We start from the raw sequence: 24,409 nt of genomic DNA, 5'->3' as shown, positions 1-24,409 counted from the left end.
CAACCCCGCAGCCCTAGGCTGTGGGGTTTTGTCGTCACTGGGATAAACGCGCAAGTAACCGGGGAGCCTTTCGGGGCGTTCGAACCCGTAATTGGAGTGCCTCATGGCCAAGAAGATTACCGCTTACATCAAGCTGCAAGTGAAGGCCGCTCAGGCTAACCCAAGCCCACCTGTTGGTCCTGCTTTGGGTCAGCACGGCGTGAACATCATGGAATTCTGCAAAGCTTTCAACGCCCGTACCCAGGGTCTGGAAGCTGGTCTGCCGACTCCAGTGATCATCACTGTCTACAGCGACCGTAGCTTCACTTTCGAAACCAAATCCACCCCTGCTTCGGTTCTGCTGAAGAAAGCGGCCGGTCTGACCAGCGGTTCCGCTCGTCCGAACACCGTTAAGGTTGGCACTGTTACCCGTGCTCAGCTGGAAGAAATCGCGAAAACCAAAAACGCGGATCTGACTGCAGCTGATATGGATGCAGCCGTGCGCACTATCGCCGGTTCTGCTCGTAGCATGGGCCTTAACGTGGAGGGTGTGTAATGGCTAAGCTGACCAAGCGCCAAAAGGCTATCGCTGAAAAAATCGAAGCGGGCAAGTCCTACAACTTCGAAGAGGCCGCAACTCTGCTGGCTTCGCTGCCAGCTGCCAAATTCGTCGAGTCGTTCGACGTAGCTGTAAACCTGGGCGTAGACCCGCGTAAATCCGACCAGGTCGTTCGTAGCGCTACTGTGCTGCCACACGGTACTGGCAAGACTGTTCGCGTTGCTGTGTTCACCCAGGGTCCAGCTGCTGAGGCCGCTCTGGCTGCCGGCGCTGACCGTGTAGGTATGGACGAACTGGCCGCCGAAATGAAAGGTGGCGACCTGAACTATGACGTAGTGATCGCATCCCCGGATGCCATGCGCGTTGTAGGTCAGCTGGGTCAGATCCTCGGTCCACGTGGTCTGATGCCTAACCCGAAAGTCGGCACTGTTACCCCAGACGTCGCTACCGCGGTTAAAAATGCCAAGGCTGGTCAGGTTCGTTATCGCACCGACAAAAACGGCATCATCCACACTTCCGTTGGCAAGATCGGCTTCGATGCCGTCAAGCTGAAGGAAAACGTTGAAGCCCTGATCGCTGATCTGAAGCGTATCAAGCCAGCTTCCTCGAAAGGTATCTACGTCAAGCGCGTTACCCTGAGCACCACTATGGGCCCAGGTCTGGTCATCGACCAGAGCTCGCTGGACGCGTAAGACAAGAATTGGCGCAGTTGACTGCGTCAATTGAAAGATTGGGGTCCCTGCCTGGCGGGGGCTATCCAAGACCGTAGGCGACGCAAGTCTTAAACCTCAAGCCTACGCAGATGGTGCTCCCGGTTCCTTACCGAATCAGACACCAAAACGACATTCGGTTTCGATCGAATGAAACGGTAACAAGCAGGAGTTAAACCCGTGGCAATTAATCTCGAAGACAAGAAGGCCATCGTCGCTGAAGTCAACGAGGCTGCCAAAGTCGCTCTGTCCGCTGTCGTGGTTGATGCCCGTGGCGTAACAGTAGGCGCAATGACCGGACTCCGTAAAGAGGCTCGTGAAGCTGGCGTTTACGTACGTGTTGTACGTAACACCCTGCTCAAGCGCGCTGTTGCTGACACTCAATACAGTGTCCTCAATGACGTGTTCACCGGCCCGACCCTGATTGCATTCTCCAACGAACACCCGGGCGCTGCTGCTCGTCTGTTCAAGGAATTTGCCAAGGGTCAGGACAAGTTCGAGATCAAGGCAGCTTCGTTCGAGGGCAAGTTCCTCGCAGCGAATGAGATCGACGTGCTGGCAAGCCTGCCAACTCGCGACGAAGCTATTGCGAAACTGATGAGCGTGATTCAAGGCGCTACCAGCAAGCTGGCTCGTACTCTGGCGGCAATTCGCGATCAGAAAGAAGCAGCTGCAGCCTGAGGCTGAGCGTTTCCACTCTCGCGTATTTTTGTTTATTTCGACGGCCGTACAGGCTGTCCACCAAATCAGGAATTGAGTCATGTCTCTGACTAACGAACAAATCATCGAAGCAATCGGCCAGAAAACCGTTCTGGAAGTTGTTGAGCTGATCAAAGCAATGGAAGAAACCTTCGGCGTGACCGCTGCTGTTGCTGCTGCTGGTCCAGCTGCTGCTGCCGCTGTTGTTGAAGAGCAAACCGAGTTCAACGTTGTTCTGGTTGAAGCCGGCGAGAAGAAAGTAAACGTGATCAAGGCAGTTCGTGAGCTGACCGGTCTGGGCCTGAAAGAAGCCAAAGAGAAAGTCGACGGCGCTCCTCAGGTTGTAGCTGAAGGCGTTTCGAAAGAAGCTGCTGAAGACGCCAAGAAGAAGCTGGAAGAAGCAGGCGCTAAAGTCGAGCTGAAGTAAGCATCGACTTTGCTCCTCCAGCCCGAGCGTCAAGCGACAGGCTGATGGCTGGTGGCTCTTGCCACCGGCCTTTTTCCGTTATTGGCAGCCGACTGGGTCGGTGCTGATAAAGGCGCTGTAACCACCCGATGCGGTGGCGCAAACCATGGGGTTTGCACGATTTTCTGGCTGCTCCCGTCGGGAGGGGCCAAACAAGCAGGTGACCAAGCTGGGGAACGCTGATGGCTTACTCATATACTGAGAAAAAACGTATCCGCAAGGACTTTAGCAAGTTGCCGGACGTCATGGATGTGCCTTACCTCCTGGCCATCCAGCTGGATTCGTATCGTGAATTCTTGCAAGCGGGAGCGACTAAAGATCAGTTCCGCGACGTGGGCCTGCATGCGGCCTTCAAATCCGTTTTCCCGATCATCAGCTACTCCGGCAATGCTGCGCTGGAGTACGTCGGTTATCGCCTGGGCGAACCGGCATTTGATGTCAAAGAATGCGTATTGCGCGGTGTAACTTTCGCCGTACCTTTGCGGGTAAAAGTGCGCCTGATCATTTTCGACAAAGAATCGTCGAACAAAGCGATCAAGGACATCAAAGAGCAAGAAGTCTACATGGGTGAAATCCCATTGATGACTGAGAACGGTACCTTCGTAATCAACGGTACCGAGCGTGTGATCGTTTCCCAGTTGCACCGCTCCCCGGGCGTGTTCTTCGACCACGACCGTGGCAAGACGCACAGCTCCGGCAAACTGCTGTACTCCGCGCGCATCATTCCTTACCGCGGTTCGTGGCTGGACTTCGAATTCGACCCGAAAGACTGCGTATTCGTGCGTATCGACCGTCGTCGCAAGCTGCCGGCCTCGGTACTGCTGCGCGCGCTCGGTTATACCACCGAGGAAGTGCTGGACGCGTTCTACACCACCAACGTATTCCACGTGAAAGGCGAAGGCCTGAGCCTGGAGCTGGTGCCTCAGCGCCTGCGTGGTGAAGTTGCTGTTCTCGACATCCAGGACGACAAAGGCAAGGTGATTGTCGAGCAGGGTCGTCGTATTACTGCCCGCCACATCAACCAGCTGGAAAAAGCCGGGATCAAAGAGCTGGACGTGCCTCTGGATTACGTTCTGGGTCGTACCACCGCCAAGGCCATCGTGCACCCGGCTACCGGTGAGATCCTGGCAGAGTGCAACACCGAACTGAGCACTGAAGTTCTGGCGAAGGTCGCCAAGGCCGGTGTCGTTCGTATTGAAACTCTGTACACCAACGATATCGACTGCGGTCCGTTCATCTCCGACACACTGAAGATCGACTCCACCAGCAACCAATTGGAAGCGCTGGTCGAAATCTATCGCATGATGCGTCCGGGCGAGCCGCCAACCAAGGATGCTGCCGAGACCCTGTTCAACAACCTGTTCTTCAGCCCTGAGCGCTATGACCTGTCTGCGGTCGGTCGGATGAAGTTCAACCGTCGTATCGGTCGTACCGAGATCGAAGGTTCGGGCGTGCTGTGCAAGGAAGACATCGTCGCGGTACTGAAGACTCTGGTCGACATCCGTAACGGTAAAGGCATCGTCGATGACATCGACCACCTGGGTAACCGTCGTGTTCGCTGCGTAGGCGAAATGGCCGAGAACCAGTTCCGCGTTGGCCTGGTACGTGTTGAGCGTGCGGTCAAAGAGCGTCTGTCGATGGCAGAAAGCGAAGGTCTGATGCCGCAAGACCTGATCAACGCCAAGCCAGTGGCTGCGGCGGTGAAAGAGTTCTTCGGTTCCAGCCAGCTGTCGCAGTTCATGGACCAGAACAACCCGCTGTCCGAGATCACCCACAAGCGTCGTGTCTCCGCACTCGGCCCTGGCGGTCTGACTCGTGAGCGCGCAGGCTTCGAAGTCCGTGACGTACACCCGACTCACTACGGTCGTGTCTGCCCGATTGAAACGCCGGAAGGTCCGAACATCGGTCTGATCAACTCCCTCGCCGCTTATGCGCGTACCAACCAGTACGGCTTCCTTGAGAGCCCGTACCGTGTGGTGAAAGAGGGTGTGGTCACCGACGATATCGTGTTCCTGTCCGCTATCGAAGAAGCCGATCACGTGATCGCGCAGGCTTCGGCGACCATGAACGAGCAGAAAGTCCTGGTCGACGAACTGGTAGCCGTACGTCACCTGAACGAATTCACCGTCAAGGCGCCTGAAGAAGTCACCTTGATGGACGTTTCGCCGAAGCAGGTAGTTTCGGTTGCAGCGTCGTTGATTCCGTTCCTCGAGCACGACGACGCCAACCGTGCGTTGATGGGTTCGAACATGCAGCGTCAGGCTGTACCAACCCTGCGTGCCGACAAGCCGCTGGTAGGTACCGGCATGGAGCGTAACGTGGCTCGCGACTCCGGCGTTTGCGTCGTGGCTCGTCGTGGCGGCGTGATCGACTCCGTTGATGCCAGCCGTATCGTGGTTCGTGTTGCCGATGACGAAGTTGAAACCGGTGAAGCTGGTGTCGACATCTACAACCTGACCAAGTACACCCGCTCGAACCAGAACACCTGCATCAACCAGCGTCCGCTGGTGAGCAAAGGTGATCGCGTTCAGCGTAGTGACATCATGGCTGACGGCCCGTCCACCGACATGGGTGAGCTGGCTCTGGGTCAGAACATGCGCATCGCGTTCATGGCGTGGAACGGCTTCAACTTCGAAGACTCCATCTGCCTGTCCGAGCGTGTGGTTCAGGAAGACCGCTTTACCACGATCCACATCCAGGAACTGACCTGTGTGGCTCGTGACACCAAGCTTGGCCCAGAGGAAATCACTGCGGACATCCCGAACGTGGGTGAAGCTGCACTGAACAAGCTGGACGAAGCCGGTATCGTTTATGTAGGTGCCGAAGTTGGCGCAGGCGACATCCTGGTAGGCAAGGTCACTCCGAAAGGCGAGACCCAACTGACCCCGGAAGAAAAACTGCTGCGTGCGATCTTCGGTGAAAAAGCCAGCGACGTTAAAGACACTTCCCTGCGCGTACCTACCGGTACCAAAGGTACGGTCATCGACGTGCAGGTCTTCACTCGCGACGGCGTTGAGCGTGATGCTCGTGCACTGTCGATCGAGAAGTCCCAGCTGGACGAGATCCGCAAGGATCTGAACGAAGAGTTCCGCATCGTTGAAGGCGCGACCTTCGAACGTCTGCGTTCCGCTCTGGTAGGCCACAAGGCTGAAGGCGGCGCAGGTCTGAAGAAAGGTCAGGACATCACCGACGAAGTACTCGACGGTCTTGAGCATGGTCAGTGGTTCAAACTGCGCATGGCTGAAGATGCTCTGAACGAGCAGCTCGAGAAGGCTCAGGCCTACATCGTTGATCGTCGCCGTCTGCTGGACGACAAGTTCGAAGACAAGAAGCGCAAACTGCAGCAGGGCGATGACCTGGCTCCAGGCGTGCTGAAGATCGTCAAGGTTTACCTGGCAATCCGTCGTCGCATCCAGCCGGGCGACAAGATGGCCGGTCGTCACGGTAACAAGGGTGTGGTCTCTGTGATCATGCCGGTTGAAGACATGCCGCACGATGCCAATGGCACCCCGGTCGACGTGGTCCTCAACCCGCTGGGCGTACCTTCGCGTATGAACGTTGGTCAGATCCTTGAAACCCACCTGGGTCTCGCGGCCAAAGGTCTGGGCGAGAAGATCAACCGGATGGTCGAAGAGCAGCGCAAGGTCGCTGAACTGCGCACCTTCCTGGACGAGATCTACAACCAGATCGGCGGTCGTAACGAAGATCTGGACAGCTTCTCCGATCAGGAAATCCTCGATCTGGCGAAGAACCTGCGTGGCGGCGTTCCAATGGCCACTCCAGTGTTCGACGGTGCCAAGGAAAGCGAAATCAAGGCCATGCTGAAACTGGCGGACCTGCCAGAAAGCGGCCAGATGCAGCTGACCGACGGTCGTACCGGCAACAAGTTCGAGCGTCCAGTTACCGTTGGCTACATGTACATGCTGAAGCTGAACCACTTGGTAGACGACAAGATGCACGCGCGTTCTACCGGTTCGTACAGCCTGGTTACCCAGCAGCCGCTGGGTGGTAAGGCGCAGTTCGGTGGTCAGCGTTTCGGGGAGATGGAGGTCTGGGCACTGGAAGCATACGGTGCTGCTTACACTCTGCAAGAAATGCTCACAGTGAAGTCGGACGATGTGAACGGCCGGACCAAGATGTACAAAAACATCGTGGACGGCGATCACCGTATGGAGCCGGGCATGCCCGAGTCCTTCAACGTGTTGATCAAGGAAATTCGTTCCCTCGGCATCGATATCGATCTGGAAACCGAATAACACGTGACGCGATCGAGAGCGGGGCAGGATTGCCCGCTCTCTGCTCCGCCAGGAGGAAAGGCCTTGAAAGACCTACTGAATTTGCTGAAAAACCAGGGTCAAGTCGAAGAGTTCGACGCCATCCGTATCGGATTGGCCTCGCCTGAGATGATCCGCTCGTGGTCGTTCGGTGAAGTTAAAAAGCCGGAAACCATCAACTATCGTACGTTCAAGCCTGAGCGTGACGGTCTGTTCTGCGCCAAGATCTTTGGCCCGGTAAAGGATTACGAGTGCCTGTGCGGTAAGTACAAGCGCTTGAAGCACCGTGGTGTGATCTGCGAGAAGTGCGGCGTTGAAGTTGCACTCGCCAAGGTTCGTCGTGAGCGCATGGCGCACATCGAACTGGCTTCGCCGGTTGCCCACATCTGGTTCCTGAAATCGCTGCCGTCCCGTATCGGCCTGCTGATGGACATGACCCTGCGTGATATCGAACGCGTTCTCTACTTCGAGAGCTATGTCGTTATCGATCCGGGCATGACCACTCTTGAAAAAGGTCAGCTGCTGAACGACGAGCAGTACTTCGAAGCGCTGGAAGAGTTCGGTGACGATTTCGACGCCCGCATGGGTGCCGAAGCTGTCCGCGAACTGCTGCACGCTATCGACCTGGAACACGAGATTGGCCGTCTGCGTGAAGAAATTCCGCAAACCAACTCCGAAACCAAGATCAAGAAGCTGTCCAAGCGTCTGAAGTTGATGGAAGCCTTCCAGGGTTCCGGCAACCTGCCAGAGTGGATGGTACTGACCGTTCTGCCGGTTCTGCCGCCGGATCTGCGTCCACTGGTTCCGCTGGATGGCGGTCGTTTCGCGACTTCCGACCTCAACGATCTGTATCGTCGAGTGATCAACCGTAACAACCGTTTGAAGCGCCTGCTGGATCTGTCCGCTCCGGACATCATCGTGCGCAACGAAAAGCGTATGTTGCAGGAAGCTGTCGACGCACTGCTCGACAACGGTCGTCGTGGCCGCGCTATCACCGGTTCCAACAAGCGTCCTCTGAAATCCCTGGCTGACATGATCAAGGGTAAGCAAGGTCGTTTCCGTCAGAACCTGCTCGGTAAGCGTGTTGACTACTCCGGTCGTTCGGTAATTACCGTAGGTCCGACCCTGCGTCTGCATCAGTGCGGTCTGCCGAAGAAGATGGCTCTCGAGCTGTTCAAACCGTTCATTTTCGGCAAGCTGGAAATGCGTGGTCTGGCGACCACCATCAAAGCGGCCAAGAAAATGGTCGAGCGTGAGCTGCCGGAAGTTTGGGACGTTCTCGCTGAAGTGATTCGCGAACACCCGGTTCTTCTCAACCGTGCACCAACCCTTCACCGTCTGGGTATCCAGGCGTTTGAGCCGGTACTGATCGAAGGCAAGGCTATCCAGCTGCACCCTCTGGTCTGCGCCGCGTACAACGCCGACTTCGACGGCGACCAAATGGCCGTGCACGTACCGCTGACGCTGGAAGCCCAGCTCGAAGCGCGTGCGTTGATGATGTCGACCAACAACATTCTGTCGCCAGCCAACGGTGAGCCAATCATCGTTCCGTCGCAGGACGTTGTATTGGGTCTGTACTACATGACTCGCGAAGCGATCAACGCCAAGGGCGAAGGTCGTGTGTTCGCGGATCTGCAGGAAGTTGACCGTGTGTTCCGTGCCGGCGAAGCCGCACTGCACGCCAAGGTCAAGGTTCGTATCAACGAAACCGTGAACGATCGTGACGGCAACAGCGTGAACAACACTCGTATCGTCGACACTACTGTCGGCCGTGCGCTGCTGTTCCAGGTTGTGCCAAAAGGTCTGTCGTTCGACGTCGTCAACCTGCCGATGAAGAAGAAGGCGATCTCCAAGCTGATCAACCAGTGCTACCGCGTGGTTGGTCTGAAAGAGACCGTGATCTTTGCCGACCAGTTGATGTACACCGGTTTTGCCTACTCGACCATTTCCGGCGTTTCCATCGGTGTTAACGACTTCGTTATCCCGGATGAAAAAGCCCGCATCATCGGTGCAGCCACCGACGAAGTGAAAGAGATCGAGAGCCAGTACGCCTCCGGCCTGGTTACCCAGGGCGAGAAGTACAACAAAGTGATCGACCTTTGGTCGAAAGCGAACGACGAAGTCTCCAAGGCGATGATGGCCAACCTCTCGAAAGAGAAAGTCATCGACCGTCACGGCGTCGAAGTCGATCAAGAATCGTTCAACTCGATGTACATGATGGCCGACTCGGGTGCGCGGGGTTCCGCAGCACAGATTCGTCAGCTGGCCGGTATGCGTGGTCTGATGGCCAAGCCGGACGGTTCCATCATTGAAACGCCGATTACTGCGAACTTCCGTGAAGGTCTGAGCGTACTCCAGTACTTCATCTCGACTCACGGTGCTCGTAAAGGTCTGGCGGATACCGCGTTGAAAACCGCGAACTCCGGTTACCTGACTCGTCGTCTGGTAGACGTGGCGCAGGATCTGGTCGTGACCGAGATCGATTGCGGCACCGAACACGGCCTGCTGATGACTCCGCACATTGAAGGCGGTGACGTTGTAGAGCCGTTGGGTGAGCGCGTATTGGGTCGTGTCATTGCCCGTGACGTATTCAAGCCGGGTACCGAGGACGTCATCGTTCCTGCAGGCACTCTGGTAGACGAGAAGTGGGTCGAGTTCATCGAGCTGAACAGCATCGACGAAGTGATCGTGCGTTCGCCGATCAGCTGTGAAACCCGCTACGGCATCTGCGCCAAGTGCTACGGCCGTGACCTGGCTCGTGGTCACCAGGTGAACATCGGTGAGTCGGTCGGCGTAATCGCTGCCCAGTCCATCGGTGAGCCGGGTACTCAGCTGACGATGCGTACGTTCCACATCGGTGGTGCGGCAAGCCGTACTTCCGCAGCCGACAGCGTTCAGGTGAAGAATGGCGGTACCGTCCGTTTGCACAACCTGAAGCACGTTGAGCGTGTGGATGGCAACCTGGTTGCCGTGTCCCGTTCCGGTGAGCTGGCGATTGCTGACGACTTCGGTCGTGAGCGCGAGCGTTACAAGCTGCCGTACGGTGCTGTGATTTCGGTTAAAGAAGGTGACAAGGTCGACGCTGGCGCCATCGTGGCCAAGTGGGATCCGCACACTCACCCGATCGTTACCGAAATGAAAGGTACCGTGACCTACGTGGGCATGGAAGAAGGCATCACGATCAAGCGTCAGACTGACGAATTGACCGGTATGACCAACATTGAAGTACTTGATCCGAAAGATCGTCCGGCTGCCGGCAAAGACATTCGTCCTGCTGTGAAGATGGTCGATGACAACGGCAAGGATCTGTTGCTGCCAGGCACTGACGTTATTGCTCAGTACTTCCTGCCAGCCAACGCCCTGGTCGGCGTTGCGGACGGTGCGAAGATTGCGATCGGTGATGTTATCGCTCGTATCCCGCAGGAAACTTCGAAGACTCGTGACATCACCGGTGGTCTGCCGCGTGTTGCCGACCTGTTCGAAGCCCGTCGTCCGAAAGAGGCGTCGATTCTGGCTGAAGTCAGCGGCACCATCGCGTTCGGTAAAGAGACCAAGGGCAAGCGCCGTCTGGTCATCACCCCGAACGACGGTAGCGATCCGTACGAAGAGCTGATTCCGAAGTGGCGTCACCTGAACGTGTTCGAAGGCGAACAGGTAAACCGCGGCGAAGTTATCTCCGACGGTCCGAGCGATCCGCACGACATCCTGCGTTTGTTGGGTGTTAGCGCGCTGGCCAAGTACATCGTGAACGAGATCCAGGACGTTTACCGTCTGCAAGGCGTGAAGATCAACGACAAGCACATCGAGACCATTCTGCGTCAGATGCTGCGTAAGGTTGAGATCTCCGAATCCGGCGATTCCAGCTTCATCAAGGGCGACCAGATGGAACTGACTCACGTGCTGGTAGAGAACGAGCGTCTGAACGCGGAAGACAAGTTTGTCGCCAAGTTCACCCGCGTTCTGCTGGGTATCACCAAGGCGTCGTTGTCGACCGAATCGTTCATCTCGGCGGCTTCCTTCCAGGAAACCACCCGTGTACTGACCGAAGCGGCCGTAACCGGCAAGCGCGATTACCTGCGCGGCCTGAAGGAAAACGTGGTCGTGGGTCGTCTGATCCCGGCCGGTACCGGTCTGGCTTATCACAGCGAGCGCAAGCGTCGTCGTGATGCAGACAAACCGTTGCGCGTAAGCGCCAGTGAAGTGGAAGCTGCACTGACCGAAGCGCTGAACTCGAGCGGTAACTGAGTTCTGCGATAAATGAGCTGAGGCCCTGATCGCGCCGTTCATCGAATCGAGACAATTTGTCGAGGTTCGACGAGCGGGGAGGTCGGGGCCTTGCCTTGACTGGGGGCAAGATCCTCTTTAGACTCTTGATCCCCTAAATTTGGCGGGAATCCGTTCCTGCCATTTTGCTTTTCTTGCAAGACAATAGCGTCGCAAGACAACAGTGGAGCTAGTAGATGGCAACTATCAACCAGCTGGTACGTCAGCCGCGTAAGCGTATCGTCGAGAAATCCGACGTACCTGCGCTGCAGAACTGCCCGCAACGTCGTGGCGTGTGCACCCGTGTGTACACCACTACGCCGAAAAAACCTAACTCGGCACTGCGTAAAGTATGCCGTGTGCGTCTGACCAACGGTTTCGAGGTTTCCTCGTACATCGGTGGTGAAGGCCACAACCTGCAAGAGCACAGCGTGGTACTGATCCGCGGCGGTCGTGTAAAAGACTTGCCAGGTGTTCGTTACCACACCGTTCGCGGCTCCTTGGATACTTCCGGCGTTAAAGGCCGTAACCAGGGTCGTTCGAAGTACGGTACCAAGCGTCCGAAGTAATCGGCCGTTTTGCAGATTTTCATTTTATTGAGTCGATAAGAGTAAGGTCGGGCGCGAATCCTCAAGGATCTGTCCCGAACTAACCTGAAGACCGTTTGAGGGCTTATCAATGCCAAGACGTCGCGTAGCAGCAAAGCGTGAGATTCTGGACGATCCGAAATACGGAAGCCAAATCCTCGCCAAATTCATGAACCACGTTATGGAAAGCGGCAAGAAAGCCGTTGCCGAGCGTATCGTTTATGGTGCCCTGGAAACCGTTGCGGCTCGCAAGACCGGCACCGATCCCCTGGAACTCTTCGAAAAAGCACTCGACGCCATCGCTCCGCTGGTCGAAGTGAAGTCGCGCCGCGTTGGCGGTGCTACTTACCAGGTTCCGGTCGAAGTTCGTCCGTCCCGTCGTAACGCTCTGGCAATGCGCTGGTTGGTAGACTTCGCCCGCAAGCGTGGCGAGAAGTCTATGGCTCTGCGCTTGGCTGGCGAGCTGCTGGATGCCGCTGAAGGTAAAGGTGCTGCTGTTAAGAAGCGTGAAGACGTGCACCGTATGGCCGAAGCTAACAAAGCTTTCTCGCACTACCGCTTCTAATTTTAGCTTCACTAATTTTGCGAGGGCTTTATGGCTCGTACTACTCCGATTAGTCGCTACCGTAACATCGGTATCGTCGCTCACGTGGATGCTGGTAAAACCACCACCACCGAGCGCGTCCTTTTTTACACTGGCAAAAGTCACAAAATGGGCGAGGTGCATGACGGCGCCGCGACCACAGACTGGATGGTTCAGGAGCAGGAGCGTGGTATTACCATTACTTCTGCTGCCATTACCGCCTTCTGGAAAGGTTCCGAGAAGCAGTACCCACACGAGCATCGCTTCAACGTAATCGATACCCCGGGCCACGTGGACTTCACCATTGAAGTAGAACGTTCCCTGCGCGTACTCGACGGCGCTGTCGTTGTGTTCTGCGGTACTTCGGGTGTTGAGCCTCAGTCGGAAACCGTATGGCGTCAGGCCAACAAATACGGCGTTCCACGTCTTGTTTACGTAAACAAGATGGACCGTGCTGGTGCCAACTTCCTGCGCGTGATCGGTCAGATCAAGCAGCGTCTGGGTCATACTCCGGTGCCGATCCAGCTGGCTATCGGTTCGGAAGACAACTTCCAGGGCCAGATCGACCTGATCAACATGCAAGCTGTCTACTGGAACGACTCTGACAAGGGTATGGTTCCGGTTCGCAAGGAAATCCCTGCGGACATGCTCGAGCTGGCTACTGAGTGGCGCAGCAACATGGTTGAGGCTGCGGCCGAAGCCAGCGAAGAGCTGATGAACAAGTACCTGGAAGGTGAAGAACTGTCGATCGCCGAGATCAAGGCAGCTCTGCGTCAGCGTACTATCGCCGGCGAAATCGTTCTGGCTGTTTGCGGTTCTTCGTTCAAGAACAAGGGTGTTCCCCTGGTTCTCGACGCCGTTATCGACTTCCTGCCTGCTCCGACCGACATTCCTGCTATCAAGGGTTCCAACCCTGATAACGAGGAAGAAGAGATGGAGCGTCATGCAAGCGACGACGAGCCGTTCGCGGCCTTGGCGTTCAAGATCGCTACCGACCCATTCGTGGGTACCTTGACCTTCGTCCGCGTTTACTCGGGCGTGTTGAACTCCGGCGACGGCGTGATCAACTCGGTTAAAGGCAAGAAAGAGCGCGTGGGTCGTATGGTGCAAATGCACGCAAACGCCCGTGAAGAGATCAAGGAAGTGCGCGCTGGCGACATCGCGGCCCTGATCGGCATGAAGGACGTCACCACTGGTGAAACCCTCTGCAACGCTGACAAGCCAATCATCCTGGTTCGCATGGACTTCCCGGAGCCGGTTATTTCGGTTGCCGTAGAGCCTAAGACCAAGGATGACCAGGAAAAAATGGGTATCGCTCTGGGCAAGCTTGCTCAGGAAGACCCATCTTTCCGCGTCAAAACTGATGAAGAGACTGGTCAAACGATCATCTCCGGCATGGGCGAGCTGCACCTGGACATCCTGGTTGATCGGATGCGCCGTGAGTTCAACGTCGAAGCCAACATCGGCAAGCCACAGGTTTCGTACCGTGAGCGCATCACGAAGAACTGCGAAATCGAAGGCAAGTTCGTTCGTCAGTCCGGCGGTCGTGGCCAGTTCGGTCACTGCTGGATTCGCTTTGCTCCTGCTGACGAAGGTCAGGAAGGTCTGCAATTCCTGAACGAAGTAGTGGGTGGTGTGGTTCCTAAGGAATACATCCCGGCTATCCAGAAGGGTATCGAAGAGCAGATGAAGAACGGCGTTGTTGCCGGCTATCCGCTGATCGGCCTGAAGGCTACCGTGTTCGATGGTTCTTACCACGACGTCGACTCCAACGAGATGGCGTTTAAAGTGGCTGCTTCCATGGCGACCAAGCAACTGGCCCAGAAGGGCGGTGGTGAGTTGCTCGAGCCGATCATGGCGGTAGAGGTTGTTACGCCTGAAGACTATATGGGTGATGTGATGGGCGACCTTAACCGTCGTCGCGGCATGATCCAGGGTATGGAAGACACAGTGTCCGGCAAGGTTATCCGTGCCGAGGTTCCGCTGGGTGAGATGTTCGGTTATGCGACCGACGTTCGCTCCATGTCCCAGGGTCGCGCAAGCTACTCTATGGAATTCAAAAAATACGATACGGCTCCGTCGCACATCGTCGAATCCGTTACCAAAAAACAAGGCTGATTCAGCCCCTTTAGGCTAGGAGTTAATTGTCGTGGCTAAAGAAAAATTTGATCGTTCCCTACCGCACGTAAACGTTGGCACCATCGGCCACGTTGACCACGGTAAAACCACTCTGACCGCTGCTCTGACTCGCGTCTGCTCCGAAGTTTTCGGTTCGGCCGTAGTTGAATTCGACAAGATCGACAGCGCTCCAGAAGAAAAAGCTCGCGGTATCACCATCAACACCGCGCACGTTGAGTACAACTCGAACATTCGTCACTACGCTCACGTTGACTGCCCAGGTCACGCTGACTACGTGAAGAACATGATCACTGGTGCTGCCCAGATGGACGGCGCGATCCTGGTTTGCTCGGCCGCTGATGGTCCGATGCCACAAACCCGTGAGCACATCCTGCTGTCCCGTCAGGTAGGCGTTCCGTACATCGTGGTTTTCCTGAACAAGGCAGACCTGGTAGACGACGCTGAGCTGCTGGAACTGGTTGAGATGGAAGTTCGCGACCTGCTGTCCACCTACGACTTCCCAGGCGACGACACTCCGATCATCATCGGTTCTGCTCGTATGGCGCTGGAAGGCAAAGACGACAACGAAATGGGCACCACTGCTGTTAAGAAGCTGGTGGAAACTCTGGACAGCTACATCCCAGAGCCAGAGCGTGCTATCGACAAGCCTTTCCTGATGCCAATCGAAGACGTGTTCTCGATCTCGGGTCGCGGTACTGTTGTTACCGGTCGTATCGAGCGCGGTATCGTTCGCGTTCAAGATGCCCTGGAAATCGTTGGTCTGCGTGACACCACCACCACCACCTGCACCGGTGTTGAGATGTTCCGCAAGCTGCTGGACGAAGGTCGTGCTGGCGAGAACTGCGGCGTTCTGCTGCGTGGTACCAAGCGTGACGACGTTGAGCGTGGTCAGGTTCTGGTTAAGCCGGGTTCGGTTAAGCCGCACACCAAGTTCACCGCAGAAGTTTACGTTCTGAGCAAGGAAGAAGGCGGTCGTCACACTCCGTTCTTCAAAGGCTACCGTCCACAGTTCTACTTCCGTACTACTGACGTGACCGGTAACTGCGAGCTGCCAGAAGGCGTTGAAATGGTAATGCCAGGTGACAACATTCAGATGACTGTTACCCTGATCAAAACCATCGCAATGGAAGACGGTCTGCGTTTCGCTATCCGTGAAGGCGGTCGTACCGTCGGCGCTGGCGTCGTAGCCAAAATCATCGAGTAATCTCTTTTTTGAGATAGCTTCGATGAGTTGAAAAAGCCCCCGCTTAGCGGGGGCTTTTTTATTGGGTTGACACCTATCTGGGGCGTCTATAGAATTGCGCCTCCTTTTAACGGGCGTATTGCGCCCGGTGGGAATAGCAGCCGGAGTCTGAAATCCAATGCAAAATCAGCAAATCCGTATCAGGTTGAAGGCTTTTGACCATCGCCTGATCGACCAATCAACCCAGGAAATCGTGGAAACCGCGAAACGTACTGGTGCTCAAGTGCGTGGTCCAATTCCACTGCCTACCCGTAAAGAGCGGTTCACCGTTCTGGTTTCCCCGCACGTCAACAAAGACGCGCGTGACCAGTACGAAATCCGCACTCATAAGCGCGTTCTGGACATCGTCCAGCCAACGGATAAAACCGTTGATGCACTTATGAAGCTTGATCTTGCGGCCGGTGTGGAAGTGCAGATCAGCCTCGGCTAAGACTCGGTCTTGGTCGTGTAACGCTCTGAAATGGGCGGCCATAGCGGGTGAAAGCCCCGTACACTCATGAGGTTTACAACATGACTATTGGTGTAGTCGGTCGTAAAGCGGGTATGACCCGTATTTTCACCGAAGAAGGTGTCTCCATTCCGGTCACGGTCATTGAGATCGAGCCGAATCGCGTCACCCAGTTCAAAACTGAAGAAACCGATGGCTATCGTGCAGTGCAAGTCACTGTCGGCGAGCGTCGTGCTTCCCGTGTAACAGCTGCTCAGGCTGGCCACTTCGCCAAGGCGAACGTTGCCGCTGGTCGTACCGTAATGGAATTCCGTCTTGAAGAAGGCGAGTACCAGGCCGGCGATCTGATCAACGCTGAAATCTTCGCTGCTGGTCAACTGGTTGATGTAACCGGTCAGTCCAAAGGTAAAGGCTTCCAGGGTACGATCAAGCGTTGGAACTTCCGCGGGCAAGATAACACCCACGGTAACTCCGTATCCCACCGCGTCCCAGGCTCTATCGGCCAGTGCCAGACTCCTGGTCGTGTATTCAAGGGCAAAAAAATGTCCGGTCATATGGGCGCTGAGCGCGTGACCGTGCAGTCCCTGGAAGTAGTGCGCGTGGACGCTGAACGCAATCTGTTGTTGGTCAAGGGTGCTGTTCCTGGCGCTACTGGCGGCAACCTGGTTGTACGTCCAGCAGCCAAGGCTCGCGGTTAAGGGGAAGCTGACATGCAATTAAATGTAAATGACGCTCAAGCGATCGAAGTTTCCGAACTGACATTTGGCGGCGAGTTCAACGAGACGCTGGTTCACCAAGCAGTCGTGGCCTACATGGCTGGCGGCCGTCAAGGTAGCAAGCAGCAAAAGACCCGTTCCGACGTTCGTGGTGGCGGTAAGCGCCCATGGCGTCAGAAAGGTACTGGCCGTGCTCGTGCCGGTACTATCCGTAGCCCAATCTGGCGCGGCGGCGGCACCACTTTCGCAGCTCGTCCACAAGATCACTCCCAGAAGCTGAACAAGAAGATGTATCGCGCAGCAATGCGTTCCATCCTTGCTGAGCTGGTGCGTACTGATCGTCTGGTCGTGGTTCAGGATTTCGCAGTTGAAACTCCGAAAACCAAAGACCTGTTGGGCAAACTGAACAACATGAGCCTGACCGACGTTCTGATCGTGTCTGACGCTGTTGATCAGAACCTGTACCTGGCTGCTCGCAACCTGCCACACGTAGATGTACGTGACGTGCAAGGTTCCGATCCAGTTAGTCTGATCGCATACGACAAGGTGTTGATCACCGTGTCGGCCGTGAAGAAATTCGAGGAGCTGCTGGGATGAACCAGGAACGCGTATTTAAAGTTCTGCTTGGCCCGCACGTTTCCGAGAAGGCTACGGTTCTGGCAGACAAGAAAGGCCAGTTCGTTTTCAAGGTTGCTACTGATGCAACCAAGCTGGAAATCAAGAAGGCCGTCGAAAGCCTGTTCAGCGTGAAAGTTGAGCGTGTTACTACCCTGAACGTTCTGGGTAAGAGCAAGCGCACCGCTCGCGGTCTGGGCAAGCGTAATGACTGGAAGAAGGCAGTTATCTCCCTTCAGCCAGGCCAAGATCTCGATTTCAGCAGCAGTGCTGAGTAAGGAAGGGGTGCATCATGGCAATCGTTAAATGCAAACCGACTTCCCCTGGCCGCCGTTTTGTGGTCAAGGTGGTCAACCAGGAGCTGCATAAAGGCGCTCCTCACGCACCGCTGCTCGAGAAAAAATCGAAGTCTGGTGGTCGTAACAACAATGGCCGTATTACCACTCGTCACATCGGTGGTGGTCATAAGCAGCATTACCGTATGGTCGATTTTCGTCGCAACGACAAAGATGGCATCGTCGCCACTGTCGAGCGTATCGAATACGATCCAAACCGTACTGCTCACATCGCACTGCTGTGCTACGCAGACGGCGAGCGCCGCTACATCATTGCCCCTAAAGGCGTGAGTGCTGGCGACCAGCTGATCGCAGGCGCTCTGGCTCCAATCAAGCCAGGCAACGCTCTGCAACTGCGCAACATTCCAGTCGGTTCTACCGTACACGGCATCGAACTGAAGCCAGGTAAAGGCGCACAGATCGCTCGCTCCGCTGGTGCTTCGGCTCAGCTGATCGCTCGTGAAGGTGTGTACGTTACCCTGCGTCTGCGTTCCGGTGAAATGCGTAAAGTGCTGGCTGAGTGCCGTGCGACCCTGGGCGAAGTCTCGAACTCCGAGCACAGCCTGCGTTCGCTGGGTAAAGCTGGTGCCAAGCGCTGGCGTGGCGTTCGCCCAACCGTTCGTGGTGTTGCCATGAACCCGGTTGACCACCCACATGGTGGTGGTGAAGGTCGTACCTCTGGTGGTCGTCATCCGGTATCGCCATGGGGCTTCCCGACTAAGGGCGCGAAGACTCGTGGTAATAAGCGTACCGACAAAATGATCGTCCGTCGTCGCAAGTAAATAGAGGGATACGACAGTGCCACGTTCTCTGAAAAAAGGTCCTTTTATTGATCTTCACCTACTGAAGAAGATCGAAGTGGCGGCGGAAAAGAACGATCGCAAACCAATTAAGACTTGGTCGCGCCGTTCGATGATCCTGCCACAAATGGTCGGTCTGACCATCGCAGTACACAACGGTCGTCAGCACGTCCCAGTTCTCGTTAACGAAGACATGGTCGGCCACAAACTGGGCGAGTTCGCCGGTACCCGCAACTATCGCGGGCACGTGGCAGACAAGAAAGCCAAGCGTTAAGGGGTAAGGAAATGGAAGTAGCCGCTAAGTTGTCGGGCGCTCGAATCTCCGCCCAGAAAGCCCGCTTGGTCGCCGACCAGATCCGCGGGAAGAAGGTGGGCGAAGCGCTCAACCTGTTGGCTTTCAGCAGTAAGAAAGCCGCCGAGATCATGAAAAAAGTGCTGGAGTCGGCCGTAGCCAACGCCGAGCATAACGAAGGCGCAGACGTTGATGACCTGAAGGTCAGCACCGTTTTCGTCAACGAAGGGCGTTCGCTGAAGCGCATCATGCCACGTGCCAAAGGCCGTGCTGATCGCATCGTCAAGCGGTCTTGCCATATCACTGTCAAGGTTGCTGACAAGTAACGGAGTCGAAGAGATGGGTCAGAAAGTACATCCCATTGGCATTCGCCTGGGAATCGTCAAGGAGCACACCTCCGTCTGGTACGCAGACGGTCGGACTTATGCGGACTATTTGCTCGCAGATCTGAAGGTGCGTGAGTATCTCCAAGACAAACTAAAAAGCGCGTCCGTAAGCCGTATCGATATCCATCGTCCGGCTCAAACTGCACGCATCACCATCCACACCGCTCGTCCAGGTATCGTTATCGGGAAGAAAGGTGAAGATGTTGAAAAACTGCGTCAGGACCTGACCAAGCAAATGGGTGTGCCTGTGCACATCAATATCGAAGAGATCCGCAAGCCGGAACTCGACGGTATGCTGGTTGCCCAGAGCGTAGCTCAGCAGCTGGAGCGTCGTGTGATGTTCCGTCGCGCCATGAAGCGCGCCGTACAGAACGCCATGCGCATTGGTGCCAAAGGCATCAAAATCCAAGTGAGCGGTCGTCTCGGCGGTGCTGAAATCGCACGTACTGAATGGTATCGCGAAGGTCGTGTGCCACTGCACACCCTGCGTGCCGATATCGACTATGCCACCTACGAAGCTCACACCACTTACGGTGTGATCGGTGTAAAGGTTTGGATCTTCAAAGGCGAAGTAATTGGTGGTCGCCAAGAAGAACTGAAACCACAAGCACCAGCGCCTCGTAAAAAAGCTGCTAAGTAAGGGGTACGCCAAATGTTGCAACCAAAGCGTACGAAGTTCCGCAAGCAGATGACCGGCCACAACCGTGGTCTGGCACTGCGCGGTAGCAAAGTCAGCTTCGGCGAGTTCGCGCTGAAGTCTGTTGCTCGTGGTCGTCTCACCGCTCGTCAGATCGAGTCAGCGCGTCGTGCTCTGACCCGTCACGTAAAACGTGGCGGCAAGATCTGGATCCGTGTATTCCCGGACAAGCCGATATCCAAGAAACCTCTCGAGGTTCGTATGGGTAAAGGTAAGGGTAACGTGGAGTACTGGGTTGCCCAGATTCAGCCAGGCAAAGTCCTGTATGAAATCGAGGGTGTTTCTGAAGAGCTGGCGCGTGAGGCTTTCGCCCTGGCTGCTGCAAAGCTGCCGCTCGCCACCTCCTTTGTTAAACGGACGGTGATGTGATGAAAGCGAATGAACTTCGTGAAAAATCCGCACAGCAGCTGAACGAGCAACTGCTCGGCTTGCTGCGCGACCAGTTCAATCTGCGCATGCAGAAAGCAACTGGCCAGTTGGGGCAGTCTCATCTGCTCTCGCAAGTTAAGCGTGACATCGCTCGCGTGAAGACTGTGCTCAACCAGCAGGCAGGTAAGTGATCATGGCTGAAGCCGAAAAAACTGTCCGTACGCTGACTGGCCGTGTTGTCAGCGACAAGATGGACAAAACCATCACCGTTCTGATCGAGCGTCGCGTTAAGCACCCGATCTACGGTAAATACGTTAAGCGTTCGACTAAGCTGCACGCGCACGACGAAACCAATCAGTGCCACATCGGCGACAAAGTCACTATTCGTGAAACTCGTCCGATGGCCAAGACCAAGTCTTGGGCGCTGGTTGATGTTCTCGAACGCGCTGTGGAAGTCTAAGGGCTAGGGGTCGGAGAAATTATATGATTCAGACTCAATCCATGCTCGATGTGGCCGATAACAGCGGCGCTCGCCGTGTTATGTGCATCAAGGTGCTGGGTGGCTCCCATCGTCGTTACGCTGGTATCGGTGACATCATCAAAGTTACCGTGAAGGAAGCAATTCCTCGCGGTAAGGTGAAAAAAGGCCAAGTGATGACTGCTGTCGTAGTCCGCACTCGTCACGGCGTACGTCGTGCTGATGGCTCCATTATCCGCTTTGATGGCAACGCTGCTGTTCTTCTGAACAACAAGCAAGAGCCGATCGGCACCCGTATCTTTGGGCCAGTGACCCGTGAACTTCGTACTGAGAAGTTCATGAAGATCGTCTCGCTCGCCCCAGAAGTGCTGTAAGGAGATCCGACATGCAAAAGATTCGTCGTGACGACGAGATCATCGTGATCGCCGGCAAAGACAAAGGTAAGCGCGGTAAGGTGCTGAAGGTTCTTGCTGACAACCGTCTGGTTGTTGGTGGTCTGAACCTGGTCAAGCGTCATACCAAGCCTAACCCGATGTCGGGCGTACAGGGCGGTATCGTCGAGAAAGAAGCGCCACTGCACGCTTCCAACGTCGCCATCTTCAACGGCGAAACCAACAAGGCTGACCGCGTTGGTTTCAAAGTAGAAGACGGTAAGAAAATTCGTGTCTTCAAGTCGACCCAAAAAGCGGTTGATGCTTGAACACTGCTAGGTAGAAGACCATGGCACGACTAAAAGAGATTTACCGGAAGGAAATCGCACCGAAACTTAAGGAAGAACTTAAGCTTTCGAACGTGATGGAAGTTCCGCGCGTTACCAAAATCACCCTGAACATGGGTCTGGGCGAAGCGATCGGCGACAAAAAAGTCATCGAGCACGCTGTTGCTGACCTGGAAAAGATCACCGGCCAGAAAGTCGTTGTGACCTACGCTCGCAAATCCATCGCTGGCTTTAAAGTCCGTGAAGGTTGGCCGATCGGCGTCAAAGTGACCCTGCGCCGTGAGCGTATGTACGAGTTCCTGGATCGTCTGCTGTCGATCTCCCTGCCTCGGGTTCGCGACTTCCGCGGCCTGAATGCCAAGTCCTTCGATGGTCGTGGCAACTACAGCATGGGCGTGAAAGAGCAGATCATTTTCCCGGAAATCGACTACGACAAGATCGATGCTCTCCGCGGTCTGGACATTACCCTGACCACCACTGCCAAGAACGATGACGAAGGCCGCGCTCTGCTGCGTGCTTTCAAATTCCCGTTCCGCAACTGATTGGAGTAGGAAAATGGCCAAGAAGAGCATGAAAAACCGTGAGCTGAAGCGTCAGCTCACCGTTGCCAAGTACGCCACCAAGCGTGCAGCGCTGAAAGCTATCATCGTTGATCTGAACGCAAGTCCAGAAGCGCGTTGGGAAGCTACCGTAGCTCTGCAGAAGCAGCCACGTGACGCAAGCGCTTCGCGCATGCGTAACCGCTGCCGCCTGACTGGTCGTCCGCACGGCGTTTACCGCAAGTTCGGCCTGGGCCGTAACAAGCTGCGTGAAGCTGCCATGCGTGGTGACGTTCCAGGTCTGGTTAAAGCCAGCTGGTAATTGCTGTCAAAGTCTCGATGGTCAGGATCGCAAGAACCTGACCATCGGTGGCCTTGAAAATGAATCAAGCCCCTTTTGGGGCTTGATTCATTTCTGGGGTGTGTCTAGAATGACCGGCTCGCCTGAGCCCGTGTTTTTCTGCCCGGAATTTCTCGGCGACAAGTAGTAGCCGCGAGGCTAATTTTTCTGTATTAGGAGCGTCTAGCCCATGAGTATGCAGGACCCGTTAGCGGACATGCTAACTCGAATCCGTAATGCCCAGATGGCTGAAAAGTCCGTCGTAAGCATGCCTTCTTCCACGTTGAAGGTGGCTGTAGCTAAAGTCCTGAAGGACGAAGGTTACATCGCGGGTTATCAGATCAGCAGCGAAACCAAACCACTGCTGTCTATCGAGCTGAAATATTTCGAAGGCCGTCCGGTTATCGAAGAAGTCAAGCGCGTTAGCCGTCCAGGCCTGCGTCAGTACAAGTCCGTCGAAGAGCTGCCAAAAGTACGTGGCGGTCTCGGCGTGTCTATCGTCTCCACCAACAAAGGTGTGATGACTGATCGTGCTGCGCGCGCTGCCGGTGTCGGCGGCGAAGTTCTTTGCACTGTGTTCTAAGGGGGGATAAGCATGTCTCGCGTCGCTAAGAACCCCGTTAAGCTGCCAGCCGGTGTCGAAGTAAAATTCGCAGGCCAACAGCTTTCGGTGAAGGGTGCCAAGGGTACTCTTGAACTGAACGTCCATTCGTCCGTTGAGATCGTTGAAGAAGCCGGTGAGCTGCGTTTTGCTGCTCGCAATGGCGATCAACAGACTCGCGCAATGGCCGGTACCACTCGTGCGTTGGTAAACAACATGGTCCAGGGCGTAAGCCAAGGCTTCGAGCGCAAGCTCCAGCTGGTCGGTGTTGGTTACAAGGCGCAAGCAAAAGGTCAGGTGCTGAACCTGGCTCTTGGCTTCTCGCACCCAGTGGATTACGAACTGCCGGAAGGCATCACCGCTGAGACTCCTAGCCAGACCGATATCCTGATCAAGGGCATCGACAAGCAGCTGGTAGGTCAAGTGGCCGCCGAGATCCGCGACTTCCGTCCACCAGAGCCGTACAAAGGCAAAGGTGTGCGCTACGCGGACGAAGTCGTCCGTCGTAAAGAAGCCAAGAAGAAGTAGGGCATAGCAAATGACCGACAAAAAAGTTACTCGACTGCGTCGCGCTCGCAAAGCACGCCTGAAAATGCACGAACTCGAAGTCGTGCGTCTCTGCGTGTTCCGCTCTTCGCAGCACATCTACGCCCAGGTCATTTCGGCCGACGGCAACAAAGTCCTGGCAAGTGCCTCGACTTTGGATAAAGAACTGCGTGATGGCGCCACTGGCAACATCGACGCGGCCACTAAGGTTGGCCAGCTGGTCGCTACGCGTGCTAAGGCCGCTGGCGTCTCGCAGGTGGCTTTCGACCGCTCTGGCTTCAAGTACCACGGCCGCGTAAAAGCGCTGGCTGAGGCTGCTCGTGAAGCTGGGCTGGAGTTCTAAGTTATGTCAAATAACGACCAAAAGCGCGACGAAGGCTACATCGAGAAGCTGGTTCAAGTTAACCGCGTAGCCAAAACCGTTAAAGGTGGCCGTATCTTCACTTTCACCGCGTTGACCGTGGTTGGTGATGGTAAGGGCCGTGTTGGCTTCGGCCGTGGCAAGTCGCGTGAAGTGCCTGCTGCGATCCAGAAGGCAATGGAAGCTGCTCGCCGCAACATGATCCAGGTTGATCTGAACGGCACTACCCTGCAGTACGCAATGAAGTCCGCTCACGGCGCTTCGAAGGTGTACATGCAGCCTGCTTCTGAAGGTACCGGTATCATCGCTGGCGGCGCTATGCGTGCTGTCCTCGAAGTTGCTGGCGTTCAGAACGTTCTGGCCAAGTGCTACGGCTCGACTAACCCTGTAAACGTGGTTCACGCCACTTTCAAGGGTCTGAAAGCCATGCAGTCTCCTGAATCCATTGCAGCCAAGCGTGGCCTGCGTGTTGAGGAGATCAAGTAATCATGGCTACCGTTAAAGTTACGCTGATCAAAAGCATGACCGGCCGCATCCCTAACCACAAACTGTGCGTTAAGGGTCTGGGTCTGCGTCGCATCGGTCACACTGTAGAAGTCCAGGATACTCCCGAGAATCGCGGGATGATCAACAAGGCTTACTACATGCTGCGTGTCGAGGGTTAAT

30 protein-coding genes are annotated in these 24,409 nt (G+C 55.6%); all 30 read left to right on the top strand.

Going from position 1 to position 24,409, the window contains the following annotated elements; translation table 11 throughout:
- The first annotated feature begins 103 nt into the window (after positions 1–103).
- Complete coding sequence (gene rplK, locus C6Y56_RS25785; protein ID WP_003228756.1) at positions 104–535, top strand: 50S ribosomal protein L11; 432 nt, start codon at positions 104–106, stop codon at positions 533–535.
- Positions 535–1,230 (top strand): 50S ribosomal protein L1, encoded by a 696-nt coding sequence (gene rplA / locus C6Y56_RS25780; RefSeq protein ID WP_011336175.1) that lies wholly within the window; start codon positions 535–537, stop codon positions 1,228–1,230. The genes rplK and rplA overlap by 1 nt, the downstream gene beginning before the upstream one ends.
- 198 nt (positions 1,231–1,428) lie before the next feature.
- A complete protein-coding gene (gene rplJ / locus C6Y56_RS25775) occupies positions 1,429–1,929 on the top strand; it encodes a 50S ribosomal protein L10 (protein WP_169432136.1) in 501 nt (166 codons plus the stop codon).
- Between the two features lie 79 nt (positions 1,930–2,008).
- Complete coding sequence (gene rplL, locus C6Y56_RS25770; RefSeq protein WP_007957596.1) at positions 2,009–2,374, top strand: 50S ribosomal protein L7/L12; 366 nt, start codon at positions 2,009–2,011, stop codon at positions 2,372–2,374.
- 221 nt (positions 2,375–2,595) lie between these two features.
- The gene (rpoB, locus tag C6Y56_RS25765) at positions 2,596–6,669 is read left to right on the top strand and encodes a DNA-directed RNA polymerase subunit beta (RefSeq protein WP_169432135.1); all 4,074 of its coding nucleotides are present in this window, start codon (positions 2,596–2,598) and stop codon (positions 6,667–6,669) included.
- 63 nt (positions 6,670–6,732) lie between these two features.
- Positions 6,733–10,932: a DNA-directed RNA polymerase subunit beta' gene (gene rpoC / locus C6Y56_RS25760; protein ID WP_169432134.1), complete on the top strand. Its 4,200-nt coding sequence runs from the start codon at positions 6,733–6,735 to the stop codon at positions 10,930–10,932.
- Positions 10,933–11,147: 215 nt separating this feature from the next.
- Positions 11,148–11,519, top strand: a complete 372-nt coding sequence (gene rpsL, locus C6Y56_RS25755; RefSeq protein ID WP_003186084.1) for a 30S ribosomal protein S12 — start codon at positions 11,148–11,150, stop codon at positions 11,517–11,519.
- A gap of 109 nt (positions 11,520–11,628) precedes the next feature.
- Positions 11,629–12,102 carry a 30S ribosomal protein S7 gene (rpsG, locus tag C6Y56_RS25750; protein WP_007957592.1) on the top strand — a complete coding sequence of 158 codons (474 nt, stop codon included), beginning with the start codon at positions 11,629–11,631 and terminating at the stop codon, positions 12,100–12,102.
- Between the two features lie 30 nt (positions 12,103–12,132).
- On the top strand, positions 12,133–14,238 hold the full coding sequence (fusA, locus tag C6Y56_RS25745) for an elongation factor G (RefSeq protein WP_085712351.1): 2,106 nt from the start codon (positions 12,133–12,135) through the stop codon (positions 14,236–14,238).
- A 31-nt stretch (positions 14,239–14,269) separates the two neighbouring features.
- A complete protein-coding gene (gene tuf / locus C6Y56_RS25740) occupies positions 14,270–15,463 on the top strand; it encodes an elongation factor Tu (RefSeq protein WP_010220303.1) in 1,194 nt (397 codons plus the stop codon).
- A gap of 157 nt (positions 15,464–15,620) precedes the next feature.
- Positions 15,621–15,932 carry a 30S ribosomal protein S10 gene (rpsJ, locus tag C6Y56_RS25735; RefSeq protein WP_003186070.1) on the top strand — a complete coding sequence of 104 codons (312 nt, stop codon included), beginning with the start codon at positions 15,621–15,623 and terminating at the stop codon, positions 15,930–15,932.
- An 80-nt stretch (positions 15,933–16,012) separates the two neighbouring features.
- Entirely contained in the window at positions 16,013–16,648 is a 636-nt protein-coding gene (gene rplC, locus C6Y56_RS25730) for a 50S ribosomal protein L3 (protein ID WP_007955641.1), read from the top strand.
- A gap of 12 nt (positions 16,649–16,660) precedes the next feature.
- Positions 16,661–17,263 (top strand): 50S ribosomal protein L4, encoded by a 603-nt coding sequence (gene rplD / locus C6Y56_RS25725; protein WP_003228735.1) that lies wholly within the window; start codon positions 16,661–16,663, stop codon positions 17,261–17,263.
- A complete protein-coding gene (gene rplW / locus C6Y56_RS25720; protein ID WP_002555488.1) occupies positions 17,260–17,559 on the top strand; it encodes a 50S ribosomal protein L23 in 300 nt (99 codons plus the stop codon). The genes rplD and rplW overlap by 4 nt, the downstream gene beginning before the upstream one ends.
- A gap of 14 nt (positions 17,560–17,573) precedes the next feature.
- On the top strand, positions 17,574–18,398 hold the full coding sequence (gene rplB / locus C6Y56_RS25715; RefSeq protein ID WP_016772943.1) for a 50S ribosomal protein L2: 825 nt from the start codon (positions 17,574–17,576) through the stop codon (positions 18,396–18,398).
- A 16-nt stretch (positions 18,399–18,414) separates the two neighbouring features.
- The gene (gene rpsS, locus C6Y56_RS25710) at positions 18,415–18,690 is read left to right on the top strand and encodes a 30S ribosomal protein S19 (protein WP_011336172.1); all 276 of its coding nucleotides are present in this window, start codon (positions 18,415–18,417) and stop codon (positions 18,688–18,690) included.
- 11 nt (positions 18,691–18,701) lie between these two features.
- Positions 18,702–19,034 carry a 50S ribosomal protein L22 gene (gene rplV, locus C6Y56_RS25705; RefSeq protein ID WP_003103908.1) on the top strand — a complete coding sequence of 111 codons (333 nt, stop codon included), beginning with the start codon at positions 18,702–18,704 and terminating at the stop codon, positions 19,032–19,034.
- 13 nt (positions 19,035–19,047) lie between these two features.
- Positions 19,048–19,734, top strand: a complete 687-nt coding sequence (gene rpsC / locus C6Y56_RS25700; protein ID WP_085688068.1) for a 30S ribosomal protein S3 — start codon at positions 19,048–19,050, stop codon at positions 19,732–19,734.
- A gap of 12 nt (positions 19,735–19,746) precedes the next feature.
- Positions 19,747–20,160, top strand: a complete 414-nt coding sequence (gene rplP, locus C6Y56_RS25695) for a 50S ribosomal protein L16 (RefSeq protein ID WP_003228729.1) — start codon at positions 19,747–19,749, stop codon at positions 20,158–20,160.
- Positions 20,160–20,351 (top strand): 50S ribosomal protein L29, encoded by a 192-nt coding sequence (rpmC, locus tag C6Y56_RS25690; RefSeq protein ID WP_002555481.1) that lies wholly within the window; start codon positions 20,160–20,162, stop codon positions 20,349–20,351. Before rplP ends, rpmC begins: the two co-directional genes overlap by 1 nt.
- A 2-nt stretch (positions 20,352–20,353) precedes the next feature.
- A complete protein-coding gene (gene rpsQ, locus C6Y56_RS25685; RefSeq protein ID WP_003194644.1) occupies positions 20,354–20,620 on the top strand; it encodes a 30S ribosomal protein S17 in 267 nt (88 codons plus the stop codon).
- Between the two features lie 23 nt (positions 20,621–20,643).
- Positions 20,644–21,012, top strand: a complete 369-nt coding sequence (rplN, locus tag C6Y56_RS25680) for a 50S ribosomal protein L14 (protein WP_002555479.1) — start codon at positions 20,644–20,646, stop codon at positions 21,010–21,012.
- 11 nt (positions 21,013–21,023) lie between these two features.
- A complete protein-coding gene (gene rplX, locus C6Y56_RS25675; RefSeq protein ID WP_003186046.1) occupies positions 21,024–21,338 on the top strand; it encodes a 50S ribosomal protein L24 in 315 nt (104 codons plus the stop codon).
- A gap of 20 nt (positions 21,339–21,358) precedes the next feature.
- A complete protein-coding gene (gene rplE, locus C6Y56_RS25670; protein WP_003210069.1) occupies positions 21,359–21,898 on the top strand; it encodes a 50S ribosomal protein L5 in 540 nt (179 codons plus the stop codon).
- Between the two features lie 13 nt (positions 21,899–21,911).
- The gene (rpsN, locus tag C6Y56_RS25665) at positions 21,912–22,217 is read left to right on the top strand and encodes a 30S ribosomal protein S14 (protein WP_003228726.1); all 306 of its coding nucleotides are present in this window, start codon (positions 21,912–21,914) and stop codon (positions 22,215–22,217) included.
- Positions 22,218–22,425: 208 nt separating this feature from the next.
- A complete protein-coding gene (rpsH, locus tag C6Y56_RS25660) occupies positions 22,426–22,818 on the top strand; it encodes a 30S ribosomal protein S8 (protein ID WP_011336171.1) in 393 nt (130 codons plus the stop codon).
- A 12-nt stretch (positions 22,819–22,830) separates the two neighbouring features.
- Positions 22,831–23,364 (top strand): 50S ribosomal protein L6, encoded by a 534-nt coding sequence (gene rplF / locus C6Y56_RS25655; RefSeq protein ID WP_065259511.1) that lies wholly within the window; start codon positions 22,831–22,833, stop codon positions 23,362–23,364.
- 10 nt (positions 23,365–23,374) lie between these two features.
- Positions 23,375–23,725 carry a 50S ribosomal protein L18 gene (gene rplR / locus C6Y56_RS25650; RefSeq protein WP_022641372.1) on the top strand — a complete coding sequence of 117 codons (351 nt, stop codon included), beginning with the start codon at positions 23,375–23,377 and terminating at the stop codon, positions 23,723–23,725.
- Between the two features lie 3 nt (positions 23,726–23,728).
- Positions 23,729–24,229, top strand: a complete 501-nt coding sequence (gene rpsE, locus C6Y56_RS25645) for a 30S ribosomal protein S5 (protein ID WP_007955637.1) — start codon at positions 23,729–23,731, stop codon at positions 24,227–24,229.
- A 2-nt stretch (positions 24,230–24,231) separates the two neighbouring features.
- Positions 24,232–24,408, top strand: a complete 177-nt coding sequence (rpmD, locus tag C6Y56_RS25640; protein ID WP_003176408.1) for a 50S ribosomal protein L30 — start codon at positions 24,232–24,234, stop codon at positions 24,406–24,408.
- Position 24,409 lies beyond the last annotated feature (1 nt).

This window comes from Pseudomonas fluorescens, from assembly GCF_012974785.1.
GTDB lineage: Bacteria > Pseudomonadota > Gammaproteobacteria > Pseudomonadales > Pseudomonadaceae > Aquipseudomonas > Aquipseudomonas fluorescens_BT.
This window is presented reverse-complemented; position numbering and strand designations above follow the sequence as displayed.